We start from the raw sequence: 23,504 nt of genomic DNA on the forward strand, positions 1-23,504 counted from the left end.
CGCCGTGAAGGGTTTCTAAATTGTTTAACCGCGTGGGCATCGCCCCGCGCGTCCATGCGGGGCGAAACGCGCGGGGCGATGCCCATGCGGTTAAACAGTATTAGCAATACTCAACAGCGCCAGTCACTCCGGGACTTTCAAAACCCACCCTTTTAGAAAACTTCTTGGTGCATCGCTGTTGACACAGTCTCTTTGCAGTTACTACTGACAAGGCCAAGCAACATGATTTGTTGCTCATACCGGAATGAATCCGACTGTGTTTTGGCCTCGTCACGGATACGACGATCGGCTTGGTCGCTTGATTGATTCTTCAAGTAGTCTCACCGCGAAGAAGGAGTGTCGCGTTGAACCGTCACAACATCGCAAACACCGACATGCCCAAAACATCATTCGCTTGGGTGATGCCAATTGCCCTGGCCGCGTTCACCATGATGGTGACCACGAAGCCTGTGAAGGCACAGTTTGGCATGCCACCTACGCAGTCACCCGCAACGGTGCCAACGCCATCGGCCGCATCAACGAAATCTGCAGCATCAATGAAGTCTGCTGGGGAAAGAATCGGCTCAGTCCGGTCGGCAATCCAGCAGCGTGATTACGCGACGGCTGTCCAGGGGTATCGAGCCCTGACGCCGATGCTGGCTGGCAACCCTGCACTGGCTGCTGAGGCTGCTGAGCTTAAAACTCAATTGACCAACATCGGGTTCGATGCAGCTTTGCTGGATTTGCCGTTGAAGAGCTCAGCTCCTCAAGCGACACCGGCTTACGCATCGGCTAACCAAGGCTTGCAGCGGATGCCGTCGGTTGCCGGTGCAAAGCCAATGACGGATCCGGCCGCGGCGAAAGCCGAAGCGCTCCGCCAAATCGCGATCGGCCGTGCTGCACTGGACCGCGGTGACGTTCAAGCCGCACTCGGTGCCGCTGGGAAAGCCCAGTCGCTCGGAGTTCCCGAAAACGCATTCGCCGCTGGTGAACCACGCGTTTGGCAATTGGTGCTCGACGCCGAATCGGCTGCTCGCCGAAGCGGTATCGCGTTGGCTTCGGCAACTCAGAACGTCGCAAGCTCTGGCACGCCCAATTCTGGAATGCCCAATTCCGGCATGGTGGTACAAACCGCTGGCGGGCAAGCTCCTGCCGACGACGCTGCTGCCGTTGCACAGATGCTGTTCAACCAACCCGCTGCGAACACTCCATCGCCGATTCAGCAGGTTCAAAACACACAAGACGCTCCCAAGTCGAACTCCTACGCCTCGGAAGCCTATCAACTTGGACTTCAATCACTTAGCCAAGGCGATCGTTCGGAAGCCCGAAAGAAGTTCCTGGAAGCATGGCGGTACAAGTCTGACCTTTCGGTTGCCGAACAAAATCAATTGCAAGACAAGCTGACTTTGCTGCAACCAAAACGTTTGGTCCCATCGAAGGGCAAAGATGCCAGCGAGCTGACAGAAATTGACAAGGTACAGCTAGAGTCCGAAGCCAAGACTCGCCGTTTGTATCGCGAAGTCACTTCCGAGCTTGCCAACGCCGAACAAACCAAGAGCGACGCGCCATTGGATTCGCTCGACCAGCTTGAACGACTCCGCCGCCGTGTCGATGGTTCCGATGTGGACGACAAAGCCAAGCGGTCATTGATCGTGCTGGTGGATCGTGCTCTGAAAGAACAAAAGACCTACATCGATGCCAACCGAGCCAAAATCGACTTGGACATCATCAACGATTCGGTCAAGTCAGAAATGGCTCGCGAAGATGCTCGTGATCAAGCAATTGATCAAGAAGTTTCCACGCTGACCGACACGTTCAACAATCTGATTCGCGACCGCCGCTATGGCGAAGCCGAAGTGATTGCCAAGCAAGTCGGCGAGCTGCTGCCCGGTTCGACGATTGCCGCGCAAATGCACCATACCGCACGCATGAAAACGATGCTGTTGCGGAATCAAGACCTGAAGAACGCGAAGGAAGATGGGTTTCTAAACGAGATGCTGGCGATCGAAGAGTCGGCAATCATCACGAACCCGAACAACCCAATCTCGATGCCCGATAGCGAGACTTGGAAACAGCTATCGATTGATCGTCTGGGCAGAGCTGACAAAGATTCACGTCTCAGCGAAGCCGAGCAAGCGATCCGCCGCAAGCTATCCAACAAGGTGAACATCAAGTTCCGCAACCGTCCGCTCGGTGAAGTGCTAAACGATTTGTCAGCGATGTCGGGTGTCCCGATCGTCATTGACGAACGAGCCCTCAGCAGCGTTCGCGTGACCGCTGAATTGCCAGTGTCGCTTCAGTTGCAAGAACCGATCATGCTGCAAAGTGCATTGAATCTGATCTTGGAACAGAACGAATTGGCGCACATGATCCGAAACGATGTTTTGATGATCACGACGCGACAGGTCAAAGAGAGCAACACTTATGTTGAAACCTATCGGGTCACCGACTTGGTCACTCCGATCCCAAACTTTGTTAGCGGATACGAAGACGGATTGGCGGGAGCTTTGCGAGCTGCCTACCAAATGACTCAGCCTCAAGCTGACGTTCAGTTGGTGCCCGTTTCGATGTCCGATCTGGGCAACAACATGGCTTCAGCGATGACGCCGATGAGCGGTAGTCCTCAAAAGTACGGCGGAAACAATGTCTTGGGCCAATACCATTCGATGGGATCGCAAGGCGGTTTTGGTCCGGGCGGTTCGCCTGGTGCCGGTGCAGGCGGGGGCGGCAGCTTTGCCGACTTCCAATCGTTGATCGACCTGATTCAAACCACGGTGTCGCCTGACACTTGGGACGCGTTGGGTGGACCAAGCACCATGCGTGAATACCCACAAAACTTGTCATTGGTCATCAGCACGACCAGCGATGTTCACGATCAGATTTCTGACCTGCTTGAATCGCTTCGTCGATTGCAGAACCTGCAAATCACGATCGAAGTTCGCTTCATCACTTTGTCGGATTCATTCGCTGAACAGATCGGCGTTGATTTTGACTTCCAAGTGGATGACAACAATAAATCGTTCCCCGACGAAGACGGTGGCGGCAGCATCACGATTGGTGCGACCGCGGGTGGTACGCCCACCGCCGACTTGGACATTACCTTTGAAAACACCGCTTTCGATTTGGCTGCCCCGGCGTTCGGTGGTGCCAACCTTGGTTCAGCGGCAAACTTGGGCTTTTCAATCCTCAGCGATATCGAAGCTTTCTTCTTCATCCAGGCCATCCAAACGGACAACCGCACCAACGTGATGCAGGCTCCGAAGGTGACATTGTTTGACGGTCAGATTGCGACGATTAGTGACTTTTCGCAGCGACCTTTCGTGACCAGTATCACGCCGGTCGTCGGTGACTTTGCGGTTGCTCAACAACCGGTGATCGTGGTGCTCAATGAAGGGACTCAGTTAAACGTGCAAGGCATCGTCAGTGATGACAAACGTTTTGTTCGCTTGACACTGGTTCCGTTCTTTAGCCAGATCGGTGACGTCAACACCTTCACCTTCGAAGGCAGTCGGACGACACGTCGCAGTAGTCGTGACGAAGAAGACACCAACGGCGACGGAGTCGTCGACGAGAATGATGCCGCCGACAGTGAAGAAGAGGAAGACATCATCTCTGGTACGACCGTTCAGTTGCCCACCTTCGCCTTCACGACGGTTAGCACAACGGTCAGCGTTCCCGATGGTGGAACAATTCTGCTGGGTGGAATTAAGCGACTCGCCGAAAGTCGTGCTGAACGAGGCGTGCCTATGCTCAGCAAGATTCCATACCTAAGCCGACTCTTCAAAAACGTATCAGTGGGCCGTGACGCCCGAAGCCTGATGCTGATGGTGACTCCACGGATCATCATTCAAGAAGAAGAGGAATTGGCTCAAACTGGTTTCGATCCAACGCGACAATAGTCATCGCTTGAATTGAATTTGAAAGATAGAATGGCAATCGTAGCAATGCGATTGCCATTTTTTGTGCGCTGGCAGTGGCTGCAATCTGCACAGACAACGTAGGCCGGAACAAGCGAAGCGCAGTTCCGGCAATCCAACACCGATCCACACAATTGCCGGAACTTCGCTTCGCTTGTTCCGGCCTACGCTGCACAACAACGCAAACGAGCAAGGCAAACGAACCATGACCACTTCACCCGTCGCCTTGATCACTGGCGGAACACGCGGCATCGGGCTTGGCATCGCACGCTCGCTGGCAAACGAAGGTTACGACCTGGCGGTTTGCGGAGTGCGTGAGGCATCGGCGGTGACGGAGACTATCACCGAATTGCAATCGCTAACCGGTTCAGTTTTGTATTGCCAATGTGATGTCGGATCGACCGGCGCTCGCAAAGCGATGCTGGAATCGATCGACAAAGAATTTGGCAGGCTCAACTTGCTTGTCAACAACGCAGGCGTTGCGCCTCGCCAGCGTTTGGATATTCTTGATGCCACCGAAGAAGATTTTGATTGGGTGCTGAAAACCAATTTGCAGGGACCGTATTTCTTGACGCAAGCGGTTGCCAATTGGTTGATTGATCAGCAGAAACTGCAGCCCAAGTTTTCTGGTTCCATCATCAACGTTTCGTCAATCTCGGCGACGATGGCATCGGTGGGACGGGGCGAGTACTGCGTGTCCAAGGCCGGGGTCAGCATGGCGACCCAATTGTGGGCGGTCCGCTTGGCCGAGTTCGGTTTGCCGGTTTACGAAGTGCGACCAGGCATCACGGCTACCGACATGACATCGGGTGTGAAAGAAAAGTACGACAAGTTAATCGCCGAAGGCTTGGTGCCTCAAAAACGCTGGGGCACGCCCGAAGACACCGGGCGAGTCGTCGCATCACTTGCAAGAGGCGACATGGCCTATTCAACCGGCCAAGTCATCATGGTCGATGGCGGTCTGACGCTGCCGCGTTTGTAACGTGCGTAAAACCGTTTCACTTGGCACTTTTAGGAACGCCGCAACAATAACTGTCGTAGCGAAACTCGCCAAGAGTTTCGGCACATCGACAAACAATAACCGTCGTAGCGAAACTCGCCAAGAGTTTCGGCAACTCGACAAACAATAACCGTCGTAGCGAAACTCGCCAAGAGTTTCGGCAACTCGACAAACAATAACTGTCGTAGCGAAACTCGCCAAGAGTTTCGGCAACTCGACAAGCAATAACTGTCGTAGCGAAACTCGCCAAGAGTTTCGGCAACTCGACAAGCCGAAAGTCTTGGCGACTTTCGCTACGAATTGTCCCGCCAGCTATTGTTCCAACGGTTCTCAACTACTGACACTACGTCAGTGCTTCGTCTACAAACAATGGCACGAAACCAAACTTGTTGACGTCGAACAAGCCTTTGTCGCTTAGCTTCAACGATGGAATCACCAGCAGTGCCATGAACGATAAGGTCATGAACGGCGACCGCAAGTTGGTTCCGAGTTCTTTTGCTTGTTGATCAAGCTTGCTGTACGCGGCGGCAACGATTTCGCACGATTCGGTTGACATCAGCCCGGCAACGGGCAACGCCAGTACATCGGTGTGTCCCTTGCCGACGACCGACAAGCCGCCTTGGTTGGCAATCACAGCGTTGATTGCCGTGACTAATTCTGAATCGCTCGTTCCGACCGCGACGACATTGTGGGAATCATGGGCAACTGACGATGCGATTGCACCACTTTGAAGGCCGAAACCTTTGATAAACGCAACCGCCGGAGCTGCATTTTCGTAGCGATTGACGACAACAATCTTCAACAAGTCCTCCGCCACATTCGTAACCGCTAAGTCATTTTTAATACTGCAATCACATTGCAAACTGTTCGTCATTAACTGACCATCAATCGCTTCGATGACTCGCATCTTTGACGACAGTGCTTTGACTTGAAGCATTTCTTCGTCGATGGGGTCCGCAACAAATTGATTGATTGATTGCGGCTTCACTGCGTCGGTCATGCACCGTCCATCTTGGGCCACCAATTCGCCATCGATATAAGTTTTTGCAACATCAAATTTGACAAGATCATGCACGACGATGAAATCGGCGGGGTCACCGACTCGCAGCATGCCAACATCCAACCGGTAGTGCTTGATCGGATTGATGCAAGCGACTTGCAAAACATTCATCAGATCTCTGCCAGCAGCGATCGCACGAGCGGCGACTTGATTGATGTGCCCAAGCAAAAGTTCATCGGGATGCTTGTCATCGCTGCACAGCATGCACGAATCGGGATGCTGATCGATCAATTTTTGCAGCGCGTCGAAATTTCTAGCAGCGGACCCTTCGCGAATTGCAATTTTGCAACCCACGCGAATTTTATCGAGTGCTTCGTCGATGCAAACACATTCGTGGTCGGTGGTAATTCCCGCGGCAACGTAATTTGCCGCATCGTCACCACGCAGCCCTGGCGCGTGTCCATCGATCGGCTTGCCTCGCGCGATTGCGGCATTGATCTTTGCCATCACTTCCGGCGCTCGCTGCAGTACCCCAGGAAAATCCATCACTTCGCTCAGGTATCCAATTTGGTCATTGTCCAACAGTTCAGTGACGGCAGCGGCGTCAAGAATTGCGCCCGCGGTTTCAAACTGGGTGGCGGGAACGCAGGACGGTACACCGAAGGTAAATTTGAAATTCGTCTGCGCGGCATTTCGCATCATCAAATCAACGCCACTGATTCCGCAGACGTTGGCAATTTCGTGTGGATCTGAAACGGTTGCCACGGTGCCGTGGGTGACCGCGATACGAGCAAACTCGCTGGGCAATAACATCGAACTTTCGATGTGAATATGAGAATCAACGAACCCGGGCATCAAGAATGATTCGGCCGATTGGATGCGTTCGATGCGGCTGATGAAACCATCGACGACTGTCACTTCAGCGGGATAGATCGTTCGGTTGTGAAGATCGACCAAATTGCCGGTGACTGAAAATTCCATACTGAAAAACCATTCGTTGGATGAGATTGCATGCTCAAACGCATTTGCGTGGGCAATGCATTTGAGCCCAACAGATAGAGGATGCAAGATGCGAGAACAGCAATGGATTGCTTCGCAACAATCAGTGCCAGTCGGTAAACGATAAGGGAAAAGAAGTCCCCAGATCACGATGTGATGGTTTTTCGCTTGAAAGCGTTACCTTGGTTTCTAAATTGTTTAACCGCGTGGGCATCGCACGGCGCGTTTCGTTCCGCGCGACGCGCGGGGCGATGCCCGCGCGGTTAAACGATAGGGAAGAGTAGGCCGGAACAAGCTTGGCGCAGTTCCGGCAATCCAACGTAGTACCATGCAATTGCCGGAACTGCGCTAAGCTTGTTCCGGCCTACATTGCTATTTAATCGAGACGCAGAGGAGTGTTTGTTGCATTGTTTCCGGGGGCTTCGCACCCGGCACCGAGCTTCCGCACCTCTGGGACTAACAGAGCCTGGCCGTCGGCAACGTCAGGATCTCAGCTCGACGTCCATTATCGCGTGGCGGCTGACTGTGTAGGAAGTTGAAAGGATGCCTGGTGCTGTCTCCTCAAACACTGCTACTGCTGCCCAGTTCTCGAATCAATTCTTGGATCGGAATGACGGTGGACTGCAGTGCTTCGCCGATCGCGGTTTTTAGCGTGTCATCGACTTCGTGGGTCCATTCGTTCATGTAAAACTTTTTGACTTCGATGCCAATTGAAATCCCTGTGCCCGGAAAATTTTCATGAACCCATCGTGAAAAACGAGTCGCCCGAAATCGCACGTTTCTGCGCACATCAAGACGACCACCGGGGAAATCAAAACGCTGCATCGTTTCCTCGAAACAGCGGACGACTGGTTCGCAGCGATCCAAATCCATGCCGCCGGTGCAAATGTTGATTTGCGGGTTGCCAATGGCAGCCGCTGGTTCGGCCATCGGTCCGCCTCGGCGATGGTTGTAACAGTGCAAGTCATAAACAAAGAACCAACCGTATTTGCGTTGGATCTCGGAAAACAAATTGAACGTGCGATCATAAAACGCGTCGTACAAATCCAGCGAACGTTCGACCAAGGATTCGCTAGGTGGCTGTTTCCAAACGTCCAGCCCCCACGCGTCTGCCGGCGTTTGGTAGACCGCACGGTGCCTGCGACGATTAAGATCCACTTCAAACCGGCTTCGCAGCCAAACCACGCGAGTCGGCGCAATGGATGTCCAATCGCTCGTAAAAGCATCTTCTTCGCGTCGTCGATCTGAATCGCTAATCGCAAACAACTCAGCGACTTCTTGACGAACGGCATGACCGTCATGGACTGCAACGGCAACGATTGGGCCATCGCCAACATGAACGTCCATCACATCATCAAGCGGGTCGAACGACATCGGGCTTCCGGGGTTACGGGAGTGCAATAAATCACGAGCGTCAATTAGAATCCGGGCGATTGTTAATGAGAACCAACAGGCCACGAAAACCGGAAAGACCTAACGTGCATCCAGAACATGTTACCGACCTGATTCGACGTCGTCGTACGATCAAACCAAAGTGCTTTTCAGATCAATCGATCGACGACGCCATCGTGAATCAGATTCTTGAAAACGCGACCTGGGCCCCCACGCATGGGATGACGCAGCCCTGGCATTTTTCAGTGTTTGTCGGATCGGCGAGACAACGATTGGCTGATTTTTTGGCAGCGACGTACAAGCAAATCACGACTCCGGAAACGTTCAAGCCAAACAAGTATGAAGGCATGAGCCGCAATGCGATGTTGGCTCCCGTCGTGATTGTTGTTGGCATGAAACGACAAGTTAGCGAGAAAATCGCTGAGCTGGACGAATTGTTGGCGGTCGCTTGTGCAGTCCAGAACATGCACTTGACCGCGACGGCATTTGGGCTGGGCGGGTTTTGGTCGACCAACGTTGCGGCCACCAGTCCCGCGATGGCCAGTTTCGTCGGACTATCCGCCAAAGACCGAGCGTTGGGGTTGTTTTATCTTGGATACCCCGCAAGCGAGTGGCCCGCTGGTAATCGGGACGCGATGGACCAAAAAGTCCAGTGGTTTGACCAATAATCGCTGTAGGAAAGGCATCCGGGATCGTTTCCAGCTCATCACCGCAAAGATTCGTACCGATAATTGTGAAGAGGACTGAATCTGAAAGTCAGTGTGTTAAGGAGGTCATTTCCCGGTCTCGTGTGCATCACGTGCGATGTTAAAAACTCGCAGAGACGCGTAGGATTACCCTCGCAGTAGACCCAATCCTCCTAATCCACCACCTGAACCGACCACGTTTATGGCTACGCCCAACGACGATCAAAACGACGATCAAGATGCGTACTTTCGCCAGGAAGTCCTCTATAAAGTACTGACACGTCTGGGTTTTGCGTTCGGCATTTCGATCGAGCCTTCTGACATGCAGGCCGGTATCGACCCCGACGATTCAGGTACCTACGACCCGATGTCGCCCTTGGTCGCCAGTGCCAAGCATACGGGTTTCTATCTGCGTGAAACTGAGGTGGAATCGGCGGCCCAGGTCTTTGGTTTTGTTCGCGAAGGCTACCCGGTTGTCATCGCTTCGTCGGGCAACGAGTTTTTGGTTCTAGAAAAAGCGGCGGGTCGGCGTCTGGAAGGAAGCCTGATTCGTGATAGGACCGAAACGCTTTCGGTCACCAAGCGAATGATCAGAAGACGCTTGTCGGCGAGCCCACCGCCGCGCGTCTTTGTTGCCAAACGCGAACTATCGATGGCATCCATTTCTGCCAGCAACGATTATCAACCGGGCGATGATCGCAGTGGAGATCATCACGGCGACCACGGTCACGGTCACCACCATGACCACCCGTCGCCCGTCCGCCGCTTCATCGGCTTGCTGGCACTAGATCGACGTGACCTGGGAACGATTGTTCTGTTTGCCGCCGTCGCCGGTGTGCTTGGACTGGCCACACCGCTTGCGATTGAATCGCTGGTCAATGTGGTTAGTTGGGGAACGTACATCCAACCGCTGATCGTTCTAGGCTTGATGCTGCTAACCTGTTTGGGTTTGTCAGGCGTCTTGAAGGTCTTGCAAGCGGTGCTGGTGGAAATTATTCAGCGACGACAATTTGTACGAATTGTCAGCGACCTGGCTCATCGTTTTCCGCGAGCGAACCAGGCGTCTTTGATCGGCGAGTATCCGCGAGAACTAGCGAATCGCGTTTTCGATATTATGACCATCCAAAAAGCAACCGCGGTGTTGTTTGTCGATGGTGTTTCGATCGTGTTGACGACATTGATCGGCTTGATTCTGCTGGCGTTCTACCACCCGTTTTTGCTGGGTTTTGATATTGTCTTGGTCATCTTGATGATCTCGGTGACCTGGGTCTTGGGGCGAGGCGGGATTAGCACTGCGATCGACGAATCGATCACCAAGTATCGCGTCGCACATTGGTTGCAGGACGTGTTGTCCACGCCAGCGATTTTCAAAGCGAACGACGGTGAGGGCTTGGCAGTCCAGCGGGCAAACCAGTTAACGTCGGATTACATTTACGCCAGGCAGGATCAGTTTCGCGTCATCATTCGGCAAATCATTTTCGCCATTTCGTTGCAGGTGCTCGCATCGACGGCGCTGCTGGCACTCGGTGGATGGTTGGTGATCATCGGCGAACTGACACTCGGTCAATTGGTTGCCAGTGAATTGGTCGTCACCGTTGTCGTCGGGGCGTTCGCTAAGGCAGGAAAGTCGCTCGAAAAATTCTACGACTTGATGGCTGGCGTCGATAAAGTCGGTCACTTGATCGACATCGAAACTGATGACCGCTATGAACTGTTTTTGACGACGGCTGGTCCCGTGCAAGTCAGTTGGGGCGATTTGACATTCAAGGGTGCGACTTCTTCTTCGAAGATCCCCAGCGCCCAGATTGTTGCTGGCAGCCGGGCGGCTTTGGTCGGCGATGACGTCCACGGCCGATCAATGCTGACCCGCACCTTGGCTGGTTTGGTTAAGCCGAGTTCTGGGATCGCAAAGATCGACGAATTCGATTCGCTGCACGCTTCGTCCAACGGTCCCGAACGATTGATCGCCTATGCGGGTCGAGACAAAATGTTTCACGGAACGTTGCGTGACAATATAGACTTAGGCAGACCGGGCATTAGCCAAAACAAAGTTCGCGATGCACTGGGCCTGGTGGGGCTGACCGAGATGGTTGCCGCCTTGCCGGATGGACTCAACACGCAAATTCAAACCGGTGGCTATCCGCTGACACAACCTCAATGCCATCAGATTGCCATTGCCCGAGCGATCCTGCTGTCGCCGGGATTGTTGATTGTTGATGGCTTGTTGGATGAATTATCCAGCAGCGACCGTCAGACCGTTTGGCAGGCACTTTCGCATTCGAATGCTCCTTGGACGTTGTTGCTCAACACGAATCGCGACGACATCGCCGAACTTTGCGACATCCAAATCGCCGTACGTTAAACCTAATAAAAACATGATCACCAAACCTGCAACCATCGATGACTTTCCGACGATGCAACTTGTCCGAACGGTCAACATCGTTCGCTTTTGTGCAAAGCTGACATTCATCTTCTTGGTGTTCACAATCATCGCCATGTTCTTTGTTCCATGGCGACAAACGGCCCGGGGAATCGGAATTGTGGTTGCGATGGATCCGCAAGAACGACCGCAGGCGGTTTTGAGCCCATCCAAGGGCGTTGTTAGCTATGTGAAAGAAGACCTGCGAGAAGGAAGCTACGTCGAAAAAGGTGAACTGGTACTCAAACTGACGCCATTTGCGGCTGACGGGGTTTTGCAGATTGATACTCAAATCATTGCGATCGAGGCAAAAAAAACTTCTGCCAAGTCAAGCTTAGAAGTCGCCGAGCAGGCGGCTGTTCTTCAGGAAAGTAGTGGCCAAAACTTGGCTCAGTCGCTAAAGAATGATTACGAGGCTGCAAAACAAAAGTGGGAGCAATCGAGAAATGAAGTGACTTCGATTGAAGCAGAACTTTCAGACAAAAAGAACCAATTGAGAATTGCGGAAGAGCTTGCACCAAAAGGCCTTGTTTCAAAGGAAGAATTGTTCTCGAAAAGAAAAGCGGTTCAGTCACAAACCGCGAAGCTTCGTAAGGCGGAAAACGCCGTAAACGAACTCTTCGCAGCGTTACTTTCCAAGGAAGAAGAAATTGAATCAAAGCTGCAAGAAATCGATATTAAAAATCGAAGTGCCAACCAAAAAGTGTTGGAGTCGATGCAGAAGATCAACACGATTGACAAAGAGATCCTGGATCTACAGAACAAACGCGGCGAACTTGATCGACTGGAAGTGAGGGCCCCTCGCTCAGGCTACATCCAGGAATGGCTTGGCCTGGAAGGTAGCGGTACCGTCAAAGAAGGCGACCGACTGTTCATCATCGTTCCCGACGCTACCGAAATGTCGGTGGAGATGATGGTCAGCGGAAACGATATGCCGCTGCTTCACGAGGGCGATCGCGTTCGACTGCAATTCGAAGGGTGGCCCGCGGTCCAATTCGTAGGGTGGCCCTCCGTTGCGGTCGGTACTTTTGGCGGAAAAGTCAACCGAGTTTTCCCAACCGACGATGGCAAAGGAAATTTTCGCATTGTTGTTGTCCCGGATAATCATTTTGACCGGGAGGATGGGTGGCCGGATAACCGATACTTAAGGCAAGGTGTACGTGCCAACGGATGGGTACTGCTGAAACAAGTTCCGCTCGGTTATGAAATATGGCGTCAATTGAACGGATTCCCTCCAATGGTCTCGGAATCAGAACCCGGTGGTTCAAAGGACAAGGGAAGCAAAGTCAAACTTCCAAAGATGTAGTGACAAGATGGTGCATCCGACTCTGCCTGGTCGGTGTGCTGAACGTCGGTGTGCTGAACCTTGCGGCAATCTCCGTTACCAATGCACAGTCACCCGACGGCCCTGACTCCAAGACATTCGCACAGTTTCTAATGCTGATCGAAGATGACATCGATTCCAAGAAACTTGCTGACACGAAAGACAACCTATCCGATGCAAAAGCAAGCGTTGAAGATGCCAGCAGTAGTGATGAATCGAGCGGTGAAACTGACGATGAAACTGACGATGAAGCTGATGATGAAACTGACACCGATGAGATGCTTGATCAGGACGAAGATCTAGACGATGAAGCGGCTTCGATGGCGCGACTAACCGATCCACAAGCCCAACAGCCAACGATCCAAGCGCTCAGTCTTGCCGACGTTATCGCCAGCCTGTACCAAGCCTATCCAGAGATCATGCTGGCTCGGCAGGAAACGGCGATTGCTTCGGGACAAATGTTGTCCGCAATCGGTGCCTACGATACTAAATTCAAGGCTCATGCCATTGCCGAACCGACGGGCTTTTACCGAAGTTATCGTTCGGGGCTTGGTCTTGCTCGGCAAACATGGTGGGGTGGGCAAGCGACTGCCGGCTACCGCATCGGTCGAGGTTTGATCCAACCTTGGTATCAAGAACGCCAAACCAACGATGCGGGCGAGTTCAAGGTTGGTCTGATCCAACCATTGCTGCAGGGACGCGCGATCGATCCCCAAAGAGTCGAATTCTTCAAAGCACAACTCGCCCAACAAGCACCGGGGCCGATCATCCTGCAAACATTGCTGGAAGCCTCACTCGATGCTGCGAAACTGTACTGGGAATGGGTCGCTGCAGGCAACGTCTTGGAAGCACAGCGTCAACTCCTGAAGCTTTCAGAAGACCGCGGCGAACAGTTTGAAGCGGGCGTGAAAGCGGGCAAGTTTCCCGAGATCGATCTGATTGTGAACACGCAATTGATCGCCGAACGGCGAGCCCAAACGTTGGACGCCGAACAGAAATTCCAAGAAATTGCGTTCAAGCTGTCGCTCTACCTGCGAGATGAAAATGGTCAGCCGCTGCTTCCAATCGAACCATGGTTGCCCGAACGATTCCCCGAGATCGAAGATCGTCCAGAAAGTGATTTTCAAGACGACTTGATCTCAGCACTCGGTCGCCGCCCAGAATTGCAACTTCTGTATCTGCAACTACGTTCCTTGCAACTCGATCGCGAACTCGCGTGCAACGAGATGTTACCGGTGCTCGACTTGATTACCGAAATGTCGCAAGACATGGGGGAACCATCCTCGTCATCAGAGGACAAAGGAGAATTTGAGTTGGTGTTTGGAATCACCAGCGAAGTCCCGATCCAGCGACGAAAGGCGCGAGGAAAACTGCAATCGACCGTCGCAAAAATGGCCCAAACCAACCAAAAACTTCGTTTGGTTCGCGACAAAATTGGTGTAGAGATCCAGACGGCAACGAATCAAATCGACATGTCCGCGGAGGTTGTCAGGCAAACTGAAATAGCCCTGGTCGCGGCGCTGGAAACACTCGATCGCTACCGGTTTGCGTTTGAAAAGGGCAAGATCGATTTGATCTTTTTAAACCTGATTGAAACGAAAGCCAATGAAACGCAGATCAAATTGGTCAAGTCCCAACAAACCTGGTTCGCAGCCCTGGCAAACCTGCAAACAGCGTTCGGCTTAGACCCACTCGAACAAGCAATCACCGTTTCATCACTACCACCAAGCGACAACCCCGAACCCACCGTCGCCCCTGACGTCGATATCGATGATGAGGAAGAGGACGATATCGATATCGATGAAGAAGAAGCCAACGACGCCCCATAGAAACGGTTTGAAACGAAGCCAGGAAATAACCTGCGACTCATCTCGCCAAACCGGTGCCAAAAGCATTCCCGTCTCCTAAAACGAGACATCCGTTGGCTAAGCCACGCGGGCAACGCCTGGCCTGATGAAAATGTGTCGTTGTCAACTTGTCACGCCCCTTGAAAGTAGGCCGTAGCGAGCCATAGCGAGTTACGGCGTTGCGCAAATTGCCGTAACTCGCTATGGCTCGCTACGGCCTACATGCTAGCGATCAGAAAAATGTGCCGTTGCCACAATGCTTCACAGCGCTGCAGTTTGTGTTGTCTGCCATGGTGCAGCTTGCCCAATTTGCTGCGTTGCACTGATTTTCATCAGCCCAGGTAACGCCCAACGCCGCGAAGGGCGTCCAAATTGTTTAACCGCGTCGGGCATCGCCCCGCGCGTCTGGGCACCGTAATCCAACGCCAAGCCGCCCATCTAAGCAACAATCAGCGCACGAAAAAACCCAGCAAAAAGCCGGGTTCTGACGTTTCTTGCGGTCCAGCAAATCACCGACCAATGCCCCCGCTAGGGCTCGAACAATCGCCCGGTTCACATGAAAAGCGGGCCGCCGTCGGTTCCCTGGTGCGCACCCTGGTCCCACTGCCGTCGTCGATCACACCCGAAGCCGCCGCCGAACTGCTGGCGATGTTCGCCACGTTGTCACCGGCGGACCAAAACCGGGTGCGTGATTGGATGGCCGAACTGAACGCCCAGGGACGCGGGGCACGCCGTTGAATCTATCGCCCACGGTCGAGCGGGTCCTTCCGGGGTGGGTGCCTACCGGGGCTTTGCCCGGTCATCGGTCGGCATTTTGATGGGTGCCGGTTTTGTTTGTTCGGTAAGTAAGTATGTCGGTGGGCCGCGAAAGAAAGTGTGTCTTATCGGGGGCTAGTTCCCGTAGGGGCAGAGAATCGAAAACGCCGGGGAAGGACCCGCAAACGTGGCTCCCGTCATCGCGATCAATTTGCCACAATGGGCACGCCGGGTTGATCGCCCGGTATCGAACGGTTGCGGATTGATCCCCGCGACATTCAAAGGGCAGGCGGTTTGCTCCCGCCGATCGGTTCGTCCGGCTAGTCGTCTTTCCATACGGCACCGGATGCAACCGGCCCATCAGTTATGGAAAAACACTTGTGTCAGACGTCACCCTAAGAAAAGTTCCGTTGTTGATTGGCGGGCATAGCGTTCTTTTGCACCGTGATGATTACGGGCCGCCAAGCCGTCGAGAACGTTGGTGCTTACTTAAAGAAGCGTTGGCGATCGTCCGCGAATTGGTATGGCTCGTCGAAAACGTCAATCAACAGCCTACTAGCTTTGTCGAAAGAGCTGTTACCAAGCAGGCGGTGGAAAAGCTCTCTAGCGAGTTAGCCTGTTGGCTTGAGCAAGATTGCGTTTTTCAATCCAACTTTTTCTGGCATCTTGCCTTCCATAATTTGAACAAAGCAGCCAGGAAATCTCGCAACCCGATGCTCGTATTGCCAAGTGCTGAGGTGTCAATCACGAAGCTGTCGGATGATGTACGAGCCTTGATTGATAAATCTAATCGAGAGGTTGTTACGTACGCTGAGAACGGCACTGACGACACTTATGAACTTGAGTTCGATTCAGACTTCGTTGTTGAATCCCGAGTCAGCACGCTTCAGCAGGTCAACATTGTTAAATCCTTGACTTGCATGTTTGATTCGTCGCTTGAATTGCTTAGTGAAACCGACAAGCCTTTTAGAACTTGTTCTCAAATCAGAGACCGATTTGGCAAATCATTTGTGAACTACTTGTCTAAGCTCGAGCGAGAGTTGGGAATCAAATCAGCAAGCGAAGAAGGCTTGATAGCTCAGACCATCGACGACGATGAATCAAAGGTAATAGCGACCGAGGACAACTACAGAACGGTGCAATGGGGCAAGTACCGTTTCTGTGAGCAATTCACACCCCAAGGCGCGAAAGTCTTGGGAGTGATTGCAGAGTCAATGAATGGAGCTACGCGGAAAGAAATTAGGCGAGTCGAAAGCGATCTTCGTAGCGTTTCGCACGCCTTTCGCCGAGCGTCCGAAAAGCTACGAAGAGAAAGGCAGTACCACCATGCTTTTCACACAATGATCGTCTTTGTGGGTAAGCGGTGGCAAATTGCTGATCCAAAAAACTTCGACTTTTCTGAATGGTGTAGCACTGGTGTAGTTGAAGTGGTGTAGCTACACCGCGCTAAACTTCGCCCATCGTTGATTCAATCAATCACTTTGGGAGCACGAAAACGTGACGAAGTTTCTTTCTATTCGCGAGTTGTCGGAAGTTCTAGGACTTACCGAAGCGTGGATCCGCAAACACGCAAAGGCTGGCAAGCTGCCGTTTGTCCGTGACGCGAACCGAATGCGGTTTCCTGCCGATGAAGCGATTGCTGCAGCGCAGCTAATCGCAACCGGTGAACTTAATCGGCAAACCACGGAGGCGAGCCGTGGCTGATTTGCTTTTGCGAGATACCGACCGGGATGAACTGGTCCGCGACATCACCGCCGCCGTGTTTGCATCGGTGCGCGATGCGATGGCCGAATTGCATGAACCGCGTTTGGTTGATCTTTACCGCATGGCCGATCTTGCTGGGATTGCTCCGGCGACTTTGGAACGCCTGGTCCGATCGGGCGTGGTGCCCAGCGTGACCGTTGGCCGCCGCCGTTTGTTTCTGCCCGCCGACGTCATCGGCAAGCTAACCACCAATGAGAACACCCCGACGGATCGCTAGTCCGCCGGGGTGCTGTTTTGTACGGAGTCTCACGCCCACACAAAGGTACGCACATGTTACGCCCCAACAATCCCGAAGATCAACGCCGCCGCGATGCACTCCGCTACGCGATTTGCAAAGCGTGGCGCAAGCAAGGCCATCGAGTCTGGTCCGATGCCGACATTGAAGCCGCGATCGATGCCGCGATTGCCAAGCAAGACCAACGCAACGCCGCGAACAATCAAAGCAACGCGGTGCAAGCTGATTTGATCGACCACGGTTGCCATGCCGGTCGCACTCGAGCGGCTGCGGCATCGTCGGCCCGCCGTAGTCGTCACCGCCGCCGCGATGCAGTTGAATGCGCTGTCGCCGGTGCGGGCGCTCGTGGGATGACACGCCACGAAGCGGCCGACGCGGTGGGTTGTCCCGTTCACGCCGTCACCGCCGCCGTGCTGGAACTGTTGAAAGCCGGTCGGTTGATCGAAACGTCGCGCAAACGGGCAACCCCATCGGGCAAGCTGGCTGCGGTTCTGGTTTCGCCAATGGCGAAGGAGTCGCAGCGTGCCTAGACGCCCGTGGTTCCCGTTCAACCCGAGCGACTATTTGGCGGACACTCGCTTGCTGAGTCTCGAGGCGCACGGATTGTATTTTTTGTTGCTTCAACATCACTGGATGATGGAGCGGTTGCCGTCAGACTTGGACACTTTGGCGAAACTTACCGGACAAGATCGCCGGAAGTTCCGCAGAGTTTTCAAAGAAGTCTGCGAGTTCTTCGACGACGCAAACGGATACTTCGTTAACAAACGCATGGTCGCTGAGATTGCCAAGGCGAAGGAAAAGACCGCGAAAGCCAAGGATTCCGCCGCCGCCCGTTGGAAGCCGGACGATGCGAACGCAATGCGATCGCATGACCTCGACCGATGCGAACGCAATGCTAACCAGAACCAACAACCAGAATTAAATACCACGTACGTAAGGACGACGACGAATCTTAATTTTGATGAAGAGCAAGCGCGGTCGATCGCTCGCGAAGTTGCAGTGAAGTTGAAACCAAAGGAGGCAGACGCAAGGGGCCGCGAAGCGTGCTGGCGAGCCGGGTACGTCGTCGCTACCGGTAAAGTGCAAAGCGCGGCCGTTGACGGAGCACTTCGAGCCGTCGCAGAGGAGAAGCCGCGCAATAGGTTCACGTTCTTCTATGCCTGCTTGCGAGAGCGTGCCGACTTGGCCCCAGATGATTTTCGCCGCCTTTGGAATCTAGCACCCAAGGCCCCGCCGCCGATCACGCGACTACCCGAACACGATTAGCGTTTCCATGGAAACGCTGGACACCGACCACCCCAAGACATTACTCTCAATCTTGCCACGGCTAGGACTGTACATCCGAAAGCTGGTTTCCTATGACCGGCCCGCCGTGGCGTTTTATCACCATAGGGCAACCGATAGGAGTTGCACGCGATGGCGTCACTGCGAAAAGAAACCTACAAAACCGAAACCGCCGGAACGCAAACCGGATGGCGTTTCCGTTTCTACCAAAACCGTCGCCGCCGATCCCTTTGGCTTGGACCGCTCAACAAGCGAGCCGCCGAAACTGCCGCGCGGCACATCGATGAACTGGTCCGCGCAACCGCCGCGAACGTGGCACCGTCACCCGAGGCGACCAAGTGGGCCAATGGCATCGAATCCGATCGCATGTATCAAACGCTGGTCGGTTGGGGATTGGTCGATGCGCGAGTTGCGACGACAAGTGATTCGCGTTTGTGTGGCGTGTTCTTCGATGCGTGGATCGAAAGCCGAACTGACTTGGCAAAACAAACACGGACCAAGTACAAGCAAGCCGCCGGATGGTTCTATAAAAAGTTTGGACGGCAACGTCCCATGTCAACGATCACACCGGCGGACTTCGAAGCGTGGCATCGTTGGATGGTAGCCGAAGCGGGTTTGGCACAAGCAACCGCCAACAAACACGCAAAGCGATTGAGAACGCTTTTTAAGAACGCGATCAAAGCCCGATTGCTTCACGACAACCCAGGCACCGATACCCGAATCGGTGGCGAAGTGAACCGCGATCGAGATCACTTCATCGACCGAACCGCCGCCGCTGCCATTCTTACCCAGTGCGATACCGAGTGGGCTTTGATCTTTGGGCTATGTCGGTTTGCTGGTTTCCGTTGTCCAAGCGAAGTGACCGGTTTGAAGTGGTCGGACATCCAATGGGATGAAAGCCGGTTGAGAGTGGACTCGATCAAGACCGGGCTGCGATTCTGTCCGATCTTTCCTGAGTTGCGGCCGCTACTGGACGTGGCGTGGGACGCCGCACCCGAGGGTGCCGTCCACGTCGTTGGACGCAATCGAACCACCGAATCGAATCTTCGAACACACTTACAACGGATCGTCGAACGCGCCGGGCTGGTGATGTGGCCCAAGCCGTTTGTGAACTTGCGTGGATCGTGCCGAACAGATTTAGAAGAACGCTTCCCGAGCCACGTAGTCGATGCGTGGTTGGGCCATTCAACCAAGGTCGCACGCAAACACTATTTGCAAGTCACCGAAGCGCATTGGGGCAAAGCGATTTCCGAAACGGATCCGACGACACCATCGGTTGCCGATGACGTCCCTGGTCCCACCCCTGGTCCCATCGTCGTCAATCCCGAGCAAAACGCCCAACATCCCGAGCCATCCCAAGACGATGGAACCCAACAAAAACGGCGTAGTGCATCGTTAGGATGCACTACGCCAAGTCAAATAGTGCCCCCGCTAGGGCTCGAACCTAGGACCCACGGATTAAGAGTCCGTTGCTCTACCAACTGAGCTACAAGGGCGGCGTCGCTTGATGCGAAGGGCGAAGTTTACCATTTTTGTGAGGGCTGACAATGACCTTTTCAATCACCTTTTCCGGGCAATCCTTTGGACCCGTGATGCAGTCTTTCGAGAACATGTCGGTGGGCGGCTTACTCGGCTGATGAATCGCTCGGTAGCGTGAAGGTGTCGAAGCCCAGGTAGGCCGGAACAAGCTTGGCGCAGTTCCGGCAATTGCATGGTGCCGCTTTGGATTGCCGGAACTGCGCCGAAGCGGCTTGTTCCGGCCTACGTCTACGTCTACTCAGAGATCGTTCCGGGATTCTTGGCATGGTTTACTGTTTTTGATCAGCACGTAGCGTGAAGCTGCCGAAGTGCATTCCCGCGGGTTCGTCGTAGGCGAAGGTTCCGCTGGGGGCGAAGTACTTCTCGAACTTTTCAAATGGTGGCAGTTCGTTGCGGCTCAGCAAATCGATCGCTTTTTGTGCACCCTGATTCTTCTCGGCACGTTTCCTTAGGAACTTCCGGGTATCGTCTGATCGAGCTAATTCGTAGGCCTGTCGAAGGTAGTCCGCCCCTCGTAAAAACGAGATCATGAACGGGTCTTCGCCACCAAGCTTGCCGCCAAGCTCGCTTGCGACCAACTCAAATTCCAGATTGTTCAACAACCGAGGCTGTGATCCCGTTGAAGCCCGGATCGCCGATTCCAAGAACTTTCGGCTGTCAGAGAAAATCAGCCAGTCGTTCAAAATAATCATGCCCGGTTCAGGCGTCCGCAAACTGTCCGGCCGATTCCGCCGGCGTCTTGGTTCGATCACATAGAGCGTTTGACCGGCAACCGAATCTACCTTCATACGCTGGGGATACCTGCTGCGAATTTTGGACAGAATCTCCTGCGCCCGTTCTGGATCCTTTAGCGATAACGCGTGCATTTGCACGCCGCTGTTGATTTTAATCGGCGGTTCAACCCAGCGACACACAACGTATCGACCACCCAACGTATTCTTGATTTCGTCGGGAATCACAACATCGATCGCGCCGCGAACAGGGTCTTCGATCATGCTCTTCAGCGGCTGAGGTCCGCGGAATTTTGCGATGATCTTGTCGAGATTCGTGTAGGCCCGATCAAAATCCCAGTTCAACGACGTGTAGCTGGTCACGCTGTCGGGAACCCACGGCGGCGGCATCGTGTCACCGGTTTCTGGACGCAGCACACCAAAGAATCCGTCGCGTGGTGCATCAACAAGAACGTGAAAATGCGAGATCGCTTCAAATGTTTTACCGCCTTGAAAGGAGCTTCCACCGAATCCACGAATCTTGTTGAATCCTAGTTCTTCCACCAGCGGCCAAAAGAATGCCGCGCCCGCGTTGCGTTTGACGAAACGACCGATTAGCTGATAGGGATCGACGAAGAATGTCATCTGGGGGCGAGTCTCTTCCGCACCCAAACAACGTGACATGATCGCGGCAAAGTCGGCTCGATCGGCGAATGATTTTTCATCGCTGTCGTCATTCCAAAACTCCAATGACTTGGAAGCTGTCGCGTGGCCAATTCCTAGAACGATCGTTTTGTCTTTTTCAAAGAACTCGATTTCGGGTCGGCCTGGTCTGGGCGGCAACCATCGAATCAACCGGGTCTTATCAACCGTTGTCGTTCTCTGAACGTACCCGTCGCTTTGAAGTTTCTGTTCTAGCTTGGCGAGGAGTTCCCGCAGCTTGCCGACGTTATCGCCAGCGTCGATCATGAACCAGCCGCTGACTGAGTTTTGGTTTCGACGTTTTCTATCCAACCGAATCTCGATCGCCTCGCGAGACTCATCGTCCTTGTCTCCTTCGACTTGATCAATCTGTTCGACTTGATTGATCTGTTCGGGCGAGAGATTCCCTGGGACAGCCGCCGCCGCAATCTGCCCGCTGGGAATTGCCAGCAGCTCATCCAGCGTGATCCCAAGCTCGGATCCGAATTCCTCGAACAGTTGTGCCAGTGTTTGATAGGTGTCGCTGACCAGAGGGCGAAGTTCGGGATCACGGAGCATTTTGGCGACCGATGTTTCGGCAAAGTCCTGGCGAAGTTCGTCTGCGTTGTCAAACCTGATGTAAGCCAACGTGTCGATGGGCAGCAAATGAGGAGCCCCGGGGATCTGGACGGGCGGCTTTTGGGCGAGCGATTTGTTCGCTGAAGAAAACAGCAGGCATACTGCCACCAGCAGCATCGAGCAGCCGGAAAAGGCGGTGGGCGTTCGCATGGATGTCTCGAGGTTCAGGAAAGGTATTTCAGGATGGCGTGCAATCGAGGCTGCAAAAACGTGTGCATGAACCGTTGATTCGTTTTAATCGGCACAATCTTGGCTAACGAAATCCCGGCTGATTCAATCAACGTTAAAAATCATACTTCGCGATCGAATCGGCTGTTTACAATAGGTCTGCGGCTTTCGGCCGAACGCCCACTTCATTGCCTTGGATTCATTGTATGTGCTACCACTTGTCTTCGATACGAACGCTCATTGCGATCGCGACCTTTTGCGTCATCTGTCCCGGCTTGGCGTCGGCTCAGTTTGACGGTGGCAATTTGAATGGCGGCCAAATTGGCGGTGGCGACCTGGGGGGAAACACCGGCGGCGGGGACACCGGGGGCAACAATCAAGCAGGCGGCGGAGCGAACACCGGCGGGCTAAACGCCGACGATGCGTTCTCGGGAATCGAGCGTGGCAACACCGTCGGAGCGACGAACGAGACGGGTGCCGGATTTAGCGACGCAGGTGTTGGCGGCGGCGGAATCGGCGGCGGCCTGGGCGGACTTGGCGGTTTCGGTGGCGGCGGTTTTGGTGGTGGATTGGGCGGTCTCTTTGGCGGCCAAGGCTTTGGCGGCCAGTCGCAAAACTCACAGCCGGTCATCCGCACGCGGCTTCGATCCGCAATCGAAGGCTCTTATTCGGCTCAATCCACCGGACAAAATCTCAGCTACCGGCTCCAAACGGTTCCCCGCCGAGCTGGACTGACGGGTGTCAACGTCGCAGTCGATGGAACGACAGCGATCGTCACCGGAGTCGTTGCGACTGAAAAACAAAGACGAATGTCCGAACTGTTGATGCGGCTGGAACCAGGCGTACGCAACGTAGAAAATCGCGTGATCGTTTCGCCTTAGGACCGAGCGGGGAATAAGTGTCGCATTTCGCAGGGGACGTCGTATTAATTACTGCCGGATTGGTGTCGTCACTCATCTCGAGGGAAGTCGAACAAATCAATGCAAATTGTCGTTGATTGATCCGCGATCATAACGCTGGTGAATAGTCCCGGCGGGACGGAAGCTCTCTGCCTGGGATGTAAATCCCCGGATGGCAGCGTTATATCTCACCAATTCTCTGGCTCGGTTTCGCGGCGTAGCCGCGAAACCGACCCAGAGAATTGATGTGGGGCAGCCATCCGGGT

The 23,504-nt window shown here is 53.9% G+C and carries 17 protein-coding genes, 1 tRNA gene and 1 pseudogene; 15 read left to right on the forward strand and 4 right to left on the reverse strand.

Annotation, left to right across the window (positions count from 1 at the left end; translation table 11 throughout):
- Nucleotides 1-244 precede the first annotated feature (244 nt).
- The 3 genes from RC85_RS27480 (at nucleotide 245) to RC85_RS13680 (ending at nucleotide 4,878) form a co-directional block, all read left to right on the forward strand.
- Entirely contained in the window at nucleotides 245-592 is a 348-nt protein-coding gene (locus RC85_RS27480) for a hypothetical protein (RefSeq protein ID WP_162273210.1), read from the forward strand.
- The gene (locus RC85_RS13670; RefSeq protein ID WP_235033257.1) at nucleotides 537-3,878 is read left to right on the forward strand and encodes a general secretion pathway protein GspD; all 3,342 of its coding nucleotides are present in this window, start codon (nucleotides 537-539) and stop codon (nucleotides 3,876-3,878) included. The genes RC85_RS27480 and RC85_RS13670 overlap by 56 nt, the downstream gene beginning before the upstream one ends.
- 223 nt (nucleotides 3,879-4,101) lie before the next feature.
- Nucleotides 4,102-4,878 carry a 3-ketoacyl-ACP reductase gene (locus tag RC85_RS13680; protein ID WP_068263684.1) on the forward strand — a complete coding sequence of 259 codons (777 nt, stop codon included), beginning with the start codon at nucleotides 4,102-4,104 and terminating at the stop codon, nucleotides 4,876-4,878.
- Between the two features lie 361 nt (nucleotides 4,879-5,239).
- Here the strand turns inward: RC85_RS13680 and ade are convergent, their stop codons facing one another.
- Both ade and RC85_RS13690 read right to left on the reverse strand, forming a co-directional pair.
- Entirely contained in the window at nucleotides 5,240-6,877 is a 1,638-nt protein-coding gene (ade, locus tag RC85_RS13685) for an adenine deaminase (RefSeq protein ID WP_068263687.1), read from the reverse strand.
- Nucleotides 6,878-7,456: 579 nt separating this feature from the next.
- On the reverse strand, nucleotides 7,457-8,269 hold the full coding sequence (locus RC85_RS13690) for an N-formylglutamate amidohydrolase (protein ID WP_200836755.1): 813 nt from the start codon (nucleotides 8,267-8,269) through the stop codon (nucleotides 7,457-7,459).
- A 104-nt stretch (nucleotides 8,270-8,373) separates the two neighbouring features.
- Here RC85_RS13690 and RC85_RS13695 point away from each other — a divergent pair, with 104 nt between their 5' ends.
- From RC85_RS13695 to RC85_RS29035, 11 genes and pseudogenes are all read left to right on the forward strand, one after another.
- Entirely contained in the window at nucleotides 8,374-8,955 is a 582-nt protein-coding gene (locus RC85_RS13695; protein ID WP_235033258.1) for a nitroreductase family protein, read from the forward strand.
- 220 nt (nucleotides 8,956-9,175) lie between these two features.
- A complete protein-coding gene (locus tag RC85_RS13700; RefSeq protein WP_068263692.1) occupies nucleotides 9,176-11,335 on the forward strand; it encodes an ATP-binding cassette domain-containing protein in 2,160 nt (719 codons plus the stop codon).
- A 13-nt stretch (nucleotides 11,336-11,348) separates the two neighbouring features.
- Entirely contained in the window at nucleotides 11,349-12,698 is a 1,350-nt protein-coding gene (locus RC85_RS13705) for an HlyD family secretion protein (protein ID WP_068263693.1), read from the forward strand.
- Nucleotides 12,698-14,545 carry a TolC family protein gene (locus tag RC85_RS13710; protein WP_068263694.1) on the forward strand — a complete coding sequence of 616 codons (1,848 nt, stop codon included), beginning with the start codon at nucleotides 12,698-12,700 and terminating at the stop codon, nucleotides 14,543-14,545. The genes RC85_RS13705 and RC85_RS13710 overlap by 1 nt, the downstream gene beginning before the upstream one ends.
- Before the next feature lie 603 nt (nucleotides 14,546-15,148).
- Nucleotides 15,149-15,301, forward strand: coding sequence for a hypothetical protein (locus RC85_RS13715; protein WP_157593930.1), 153 nt, complete (start codon nucleotides 15,149-15,151; stop codon nucleotides 15,299-15,301).
- Nucleotides 15,302-15,699: 398 nt separating this feature from the next.
- Nucleotides 15,700-16,755, forward strand: a complete 1,056-nt coding sequence (locus RC85_RS13720; RefSeq protein ID WP_068263700.1) for a hypothetical protein — start codon at nucleotides 15,700-15,702, stop codon at nucleotides 16,753-16,755.
- 61 nt (nucleotides 16,756-16,816) lie between these two features.
- A complete protein-coding gene (locus RC85_RS13725) occupies nucleotides 16,817-17,023 on the forward strand; it encodes a helix-turn-helix domain-containing protein (protein WP_068263703.1) in 207 nt (68 codons plus the stop codon).
- Nucleotides 17,016-17,300 carry a MerR family transcriptional regulator gene (locus RC85_RS13730; RefSeq protein WP_235033259.1) on the forward strand — a complete coding sequence of 95 codons (285 nt, stop codon included), beginning with the start codon at nucleotides 17,016-17,018 and terminating at the stop codon, nucleotides 17,298-17,300. Before RC85_RS13725 ends, RC85_RS13730 begins: the two co-directional genes overlap by 8 nt.
- Nucleotides 17,301-17,353: 53 nt before the next feature.
- Nucleotides 17,354-17,848, forward strand: a complete 495-nt coding sequence (locus RC85_RS13735; RefSeq protein WP_068263706.1) for a hypothetical protein — start codon at nucleotides 17,354-17,356, stop codon at nucleotides 17,846-17,848.
- A complete protein-coding gene (locus RC85_RS13740) occupies nucleotides 17,841-18,584 on the forward strand; it encodes a DUF1376 domain-containing protein (protein WP_160148109.1) in 744 nt (247 codons plus the stop codon). The genes RC85_RS13735 and RC85_RS13740 overlap by 8 nt, the downstream gene beginning before the upstream one ends.
- Nucleotides 18,585-18,968: 384 nt before the next feature.
- A pseudogene (locus RC85_RS29035) lies at nucleotides 18,969-19,820 on the forward strand (tyrosine-type recombinase/integrase); the annotation flags it as partial.
- A 205-nt stretch (nucleotides 19,821-20,025) separates the two neighbouring features.
- Here RC85_RS29035 and RC85_RS13755 read toward each other — a convergent pair.
- Nucleotides 20,026-20,098: transfer RNA gene (locus tag RC85_RS13755), tRNA-Lys, on the reverse strand.
- Between the two features lie 312 nt (nucleotides 20,099-20,410).
- Nucleotides 20,411-22,321: a hypothetical protein gene (locus RC85_RS13760; RefSeq protein WP_068263718.1), complete on the reverse strand. Its 1,911-nt coding sequence runs from the start codon at nucleotides 22,319-22,321 to the stop codon at nucleotides 20,411-20,413.
- 224 nt (nucleotides 22,322-22,545) lie between these two features.
- On the opposite strand from RC85_RS13760, the gene RC85_RS26830 reads away from it, so the two are divergent.
- Nucleotides 22,546-23,220, forward strand: coding sequence for a BON domain-containing protein (locus RC85_RS26830; protein ID WP_157593931.1), 675 nt, complete (start codon nucleotides 22,546-22,548; stop codon nucleotides 23,218-23,220).
- Nucleotides 23,221-23,504: the final 284 nt, after the last annotated feature.

It is taken from the genome of Rubripirellula obstinata (assembly GCF_001642955.1).
Taxonomy (GTDB): domain Bacteria; phylum Planctomycetota; class Planctomycetia; order Pirellulales; family Pirellulaceae; genus Rubripirellula; species Rubripirellula obstinata.

What these genes read in the sequence shown, in the direction of transcription:
- RC85_RS27480 (WP_162273210.1), top strand. Translation starts at nt 245, where the DNA reads ATGAATCCGACTGTGTTTTGGCCTCGTCACGGATACGACGATCGGCTT.
- RC85_RS13670 (WP_235033257.1), top strand. Translation starts at nt 537, where the DNA reads ATGAAGTCTGCTGGGGAAAGAATCGGCTCAGTCCGGTCGGCAATCCAG.
- RC85_RS13680 (WP_068263684.1), top strand. Translation starts at nt 4,102, where the DNA reads ATGACCACTTCACCCGTCGCCTTGATCACTGGCGGAACACGCGGCATC.
- ade (WP_068263687.1), bottom strand. Translation starts at nt 6,877, where the DNA reads ATGGAATTTTCAGTCACCGGCAATTTGGTCGATCTTCACAACCGAACG.
- RC85_RS13690 (WP_200836755.1), bottom strand. Translation starts at nt 8,269, where the DNA reads ATGTCGTTCGACCCGCTTGATGATGTGATGGACGTTCATGTTGGCGAT.
- RC85_RS13700 (WP_068263692.1), top strand. Translation starts at nt 9,176, where the DNA reads ATGGCTACGCCCAACGACGATCAAAACGACGATCAAGATGCGTACTTT.
- RC85_RS13705 (WP_068263693.1), top strand. Translation starts at nt 11,349, where the DNA reads ATGATCACCAAACCTGCAACCATCGATGACTTTCCGACGATGCAACTT.
- RC85_RS13735 (WP_068263706.1), top strand. Translation starts at nt 17,354, where the DNA reads ATGTTACGCCCCAACAATCCCGAAGATCAACGCCGCCGCGATGCACTC.
- RC85_RS13760 (WP_068263718.1), bottom strand. Translation starts at nt 22,321, where the DNA reads ATGCGAACGCCCACCGCCTTTTCCGGCTGCTCGATGCTGCTGGTGGCA.
- RC85_RS26830 (WP_157593931.1), top strand. Translation starts at nt 22,546, where the DNA reads ATGTGCTACCACTTGTCTTCGATACGAACGCTCATTGCGATCGCGACC.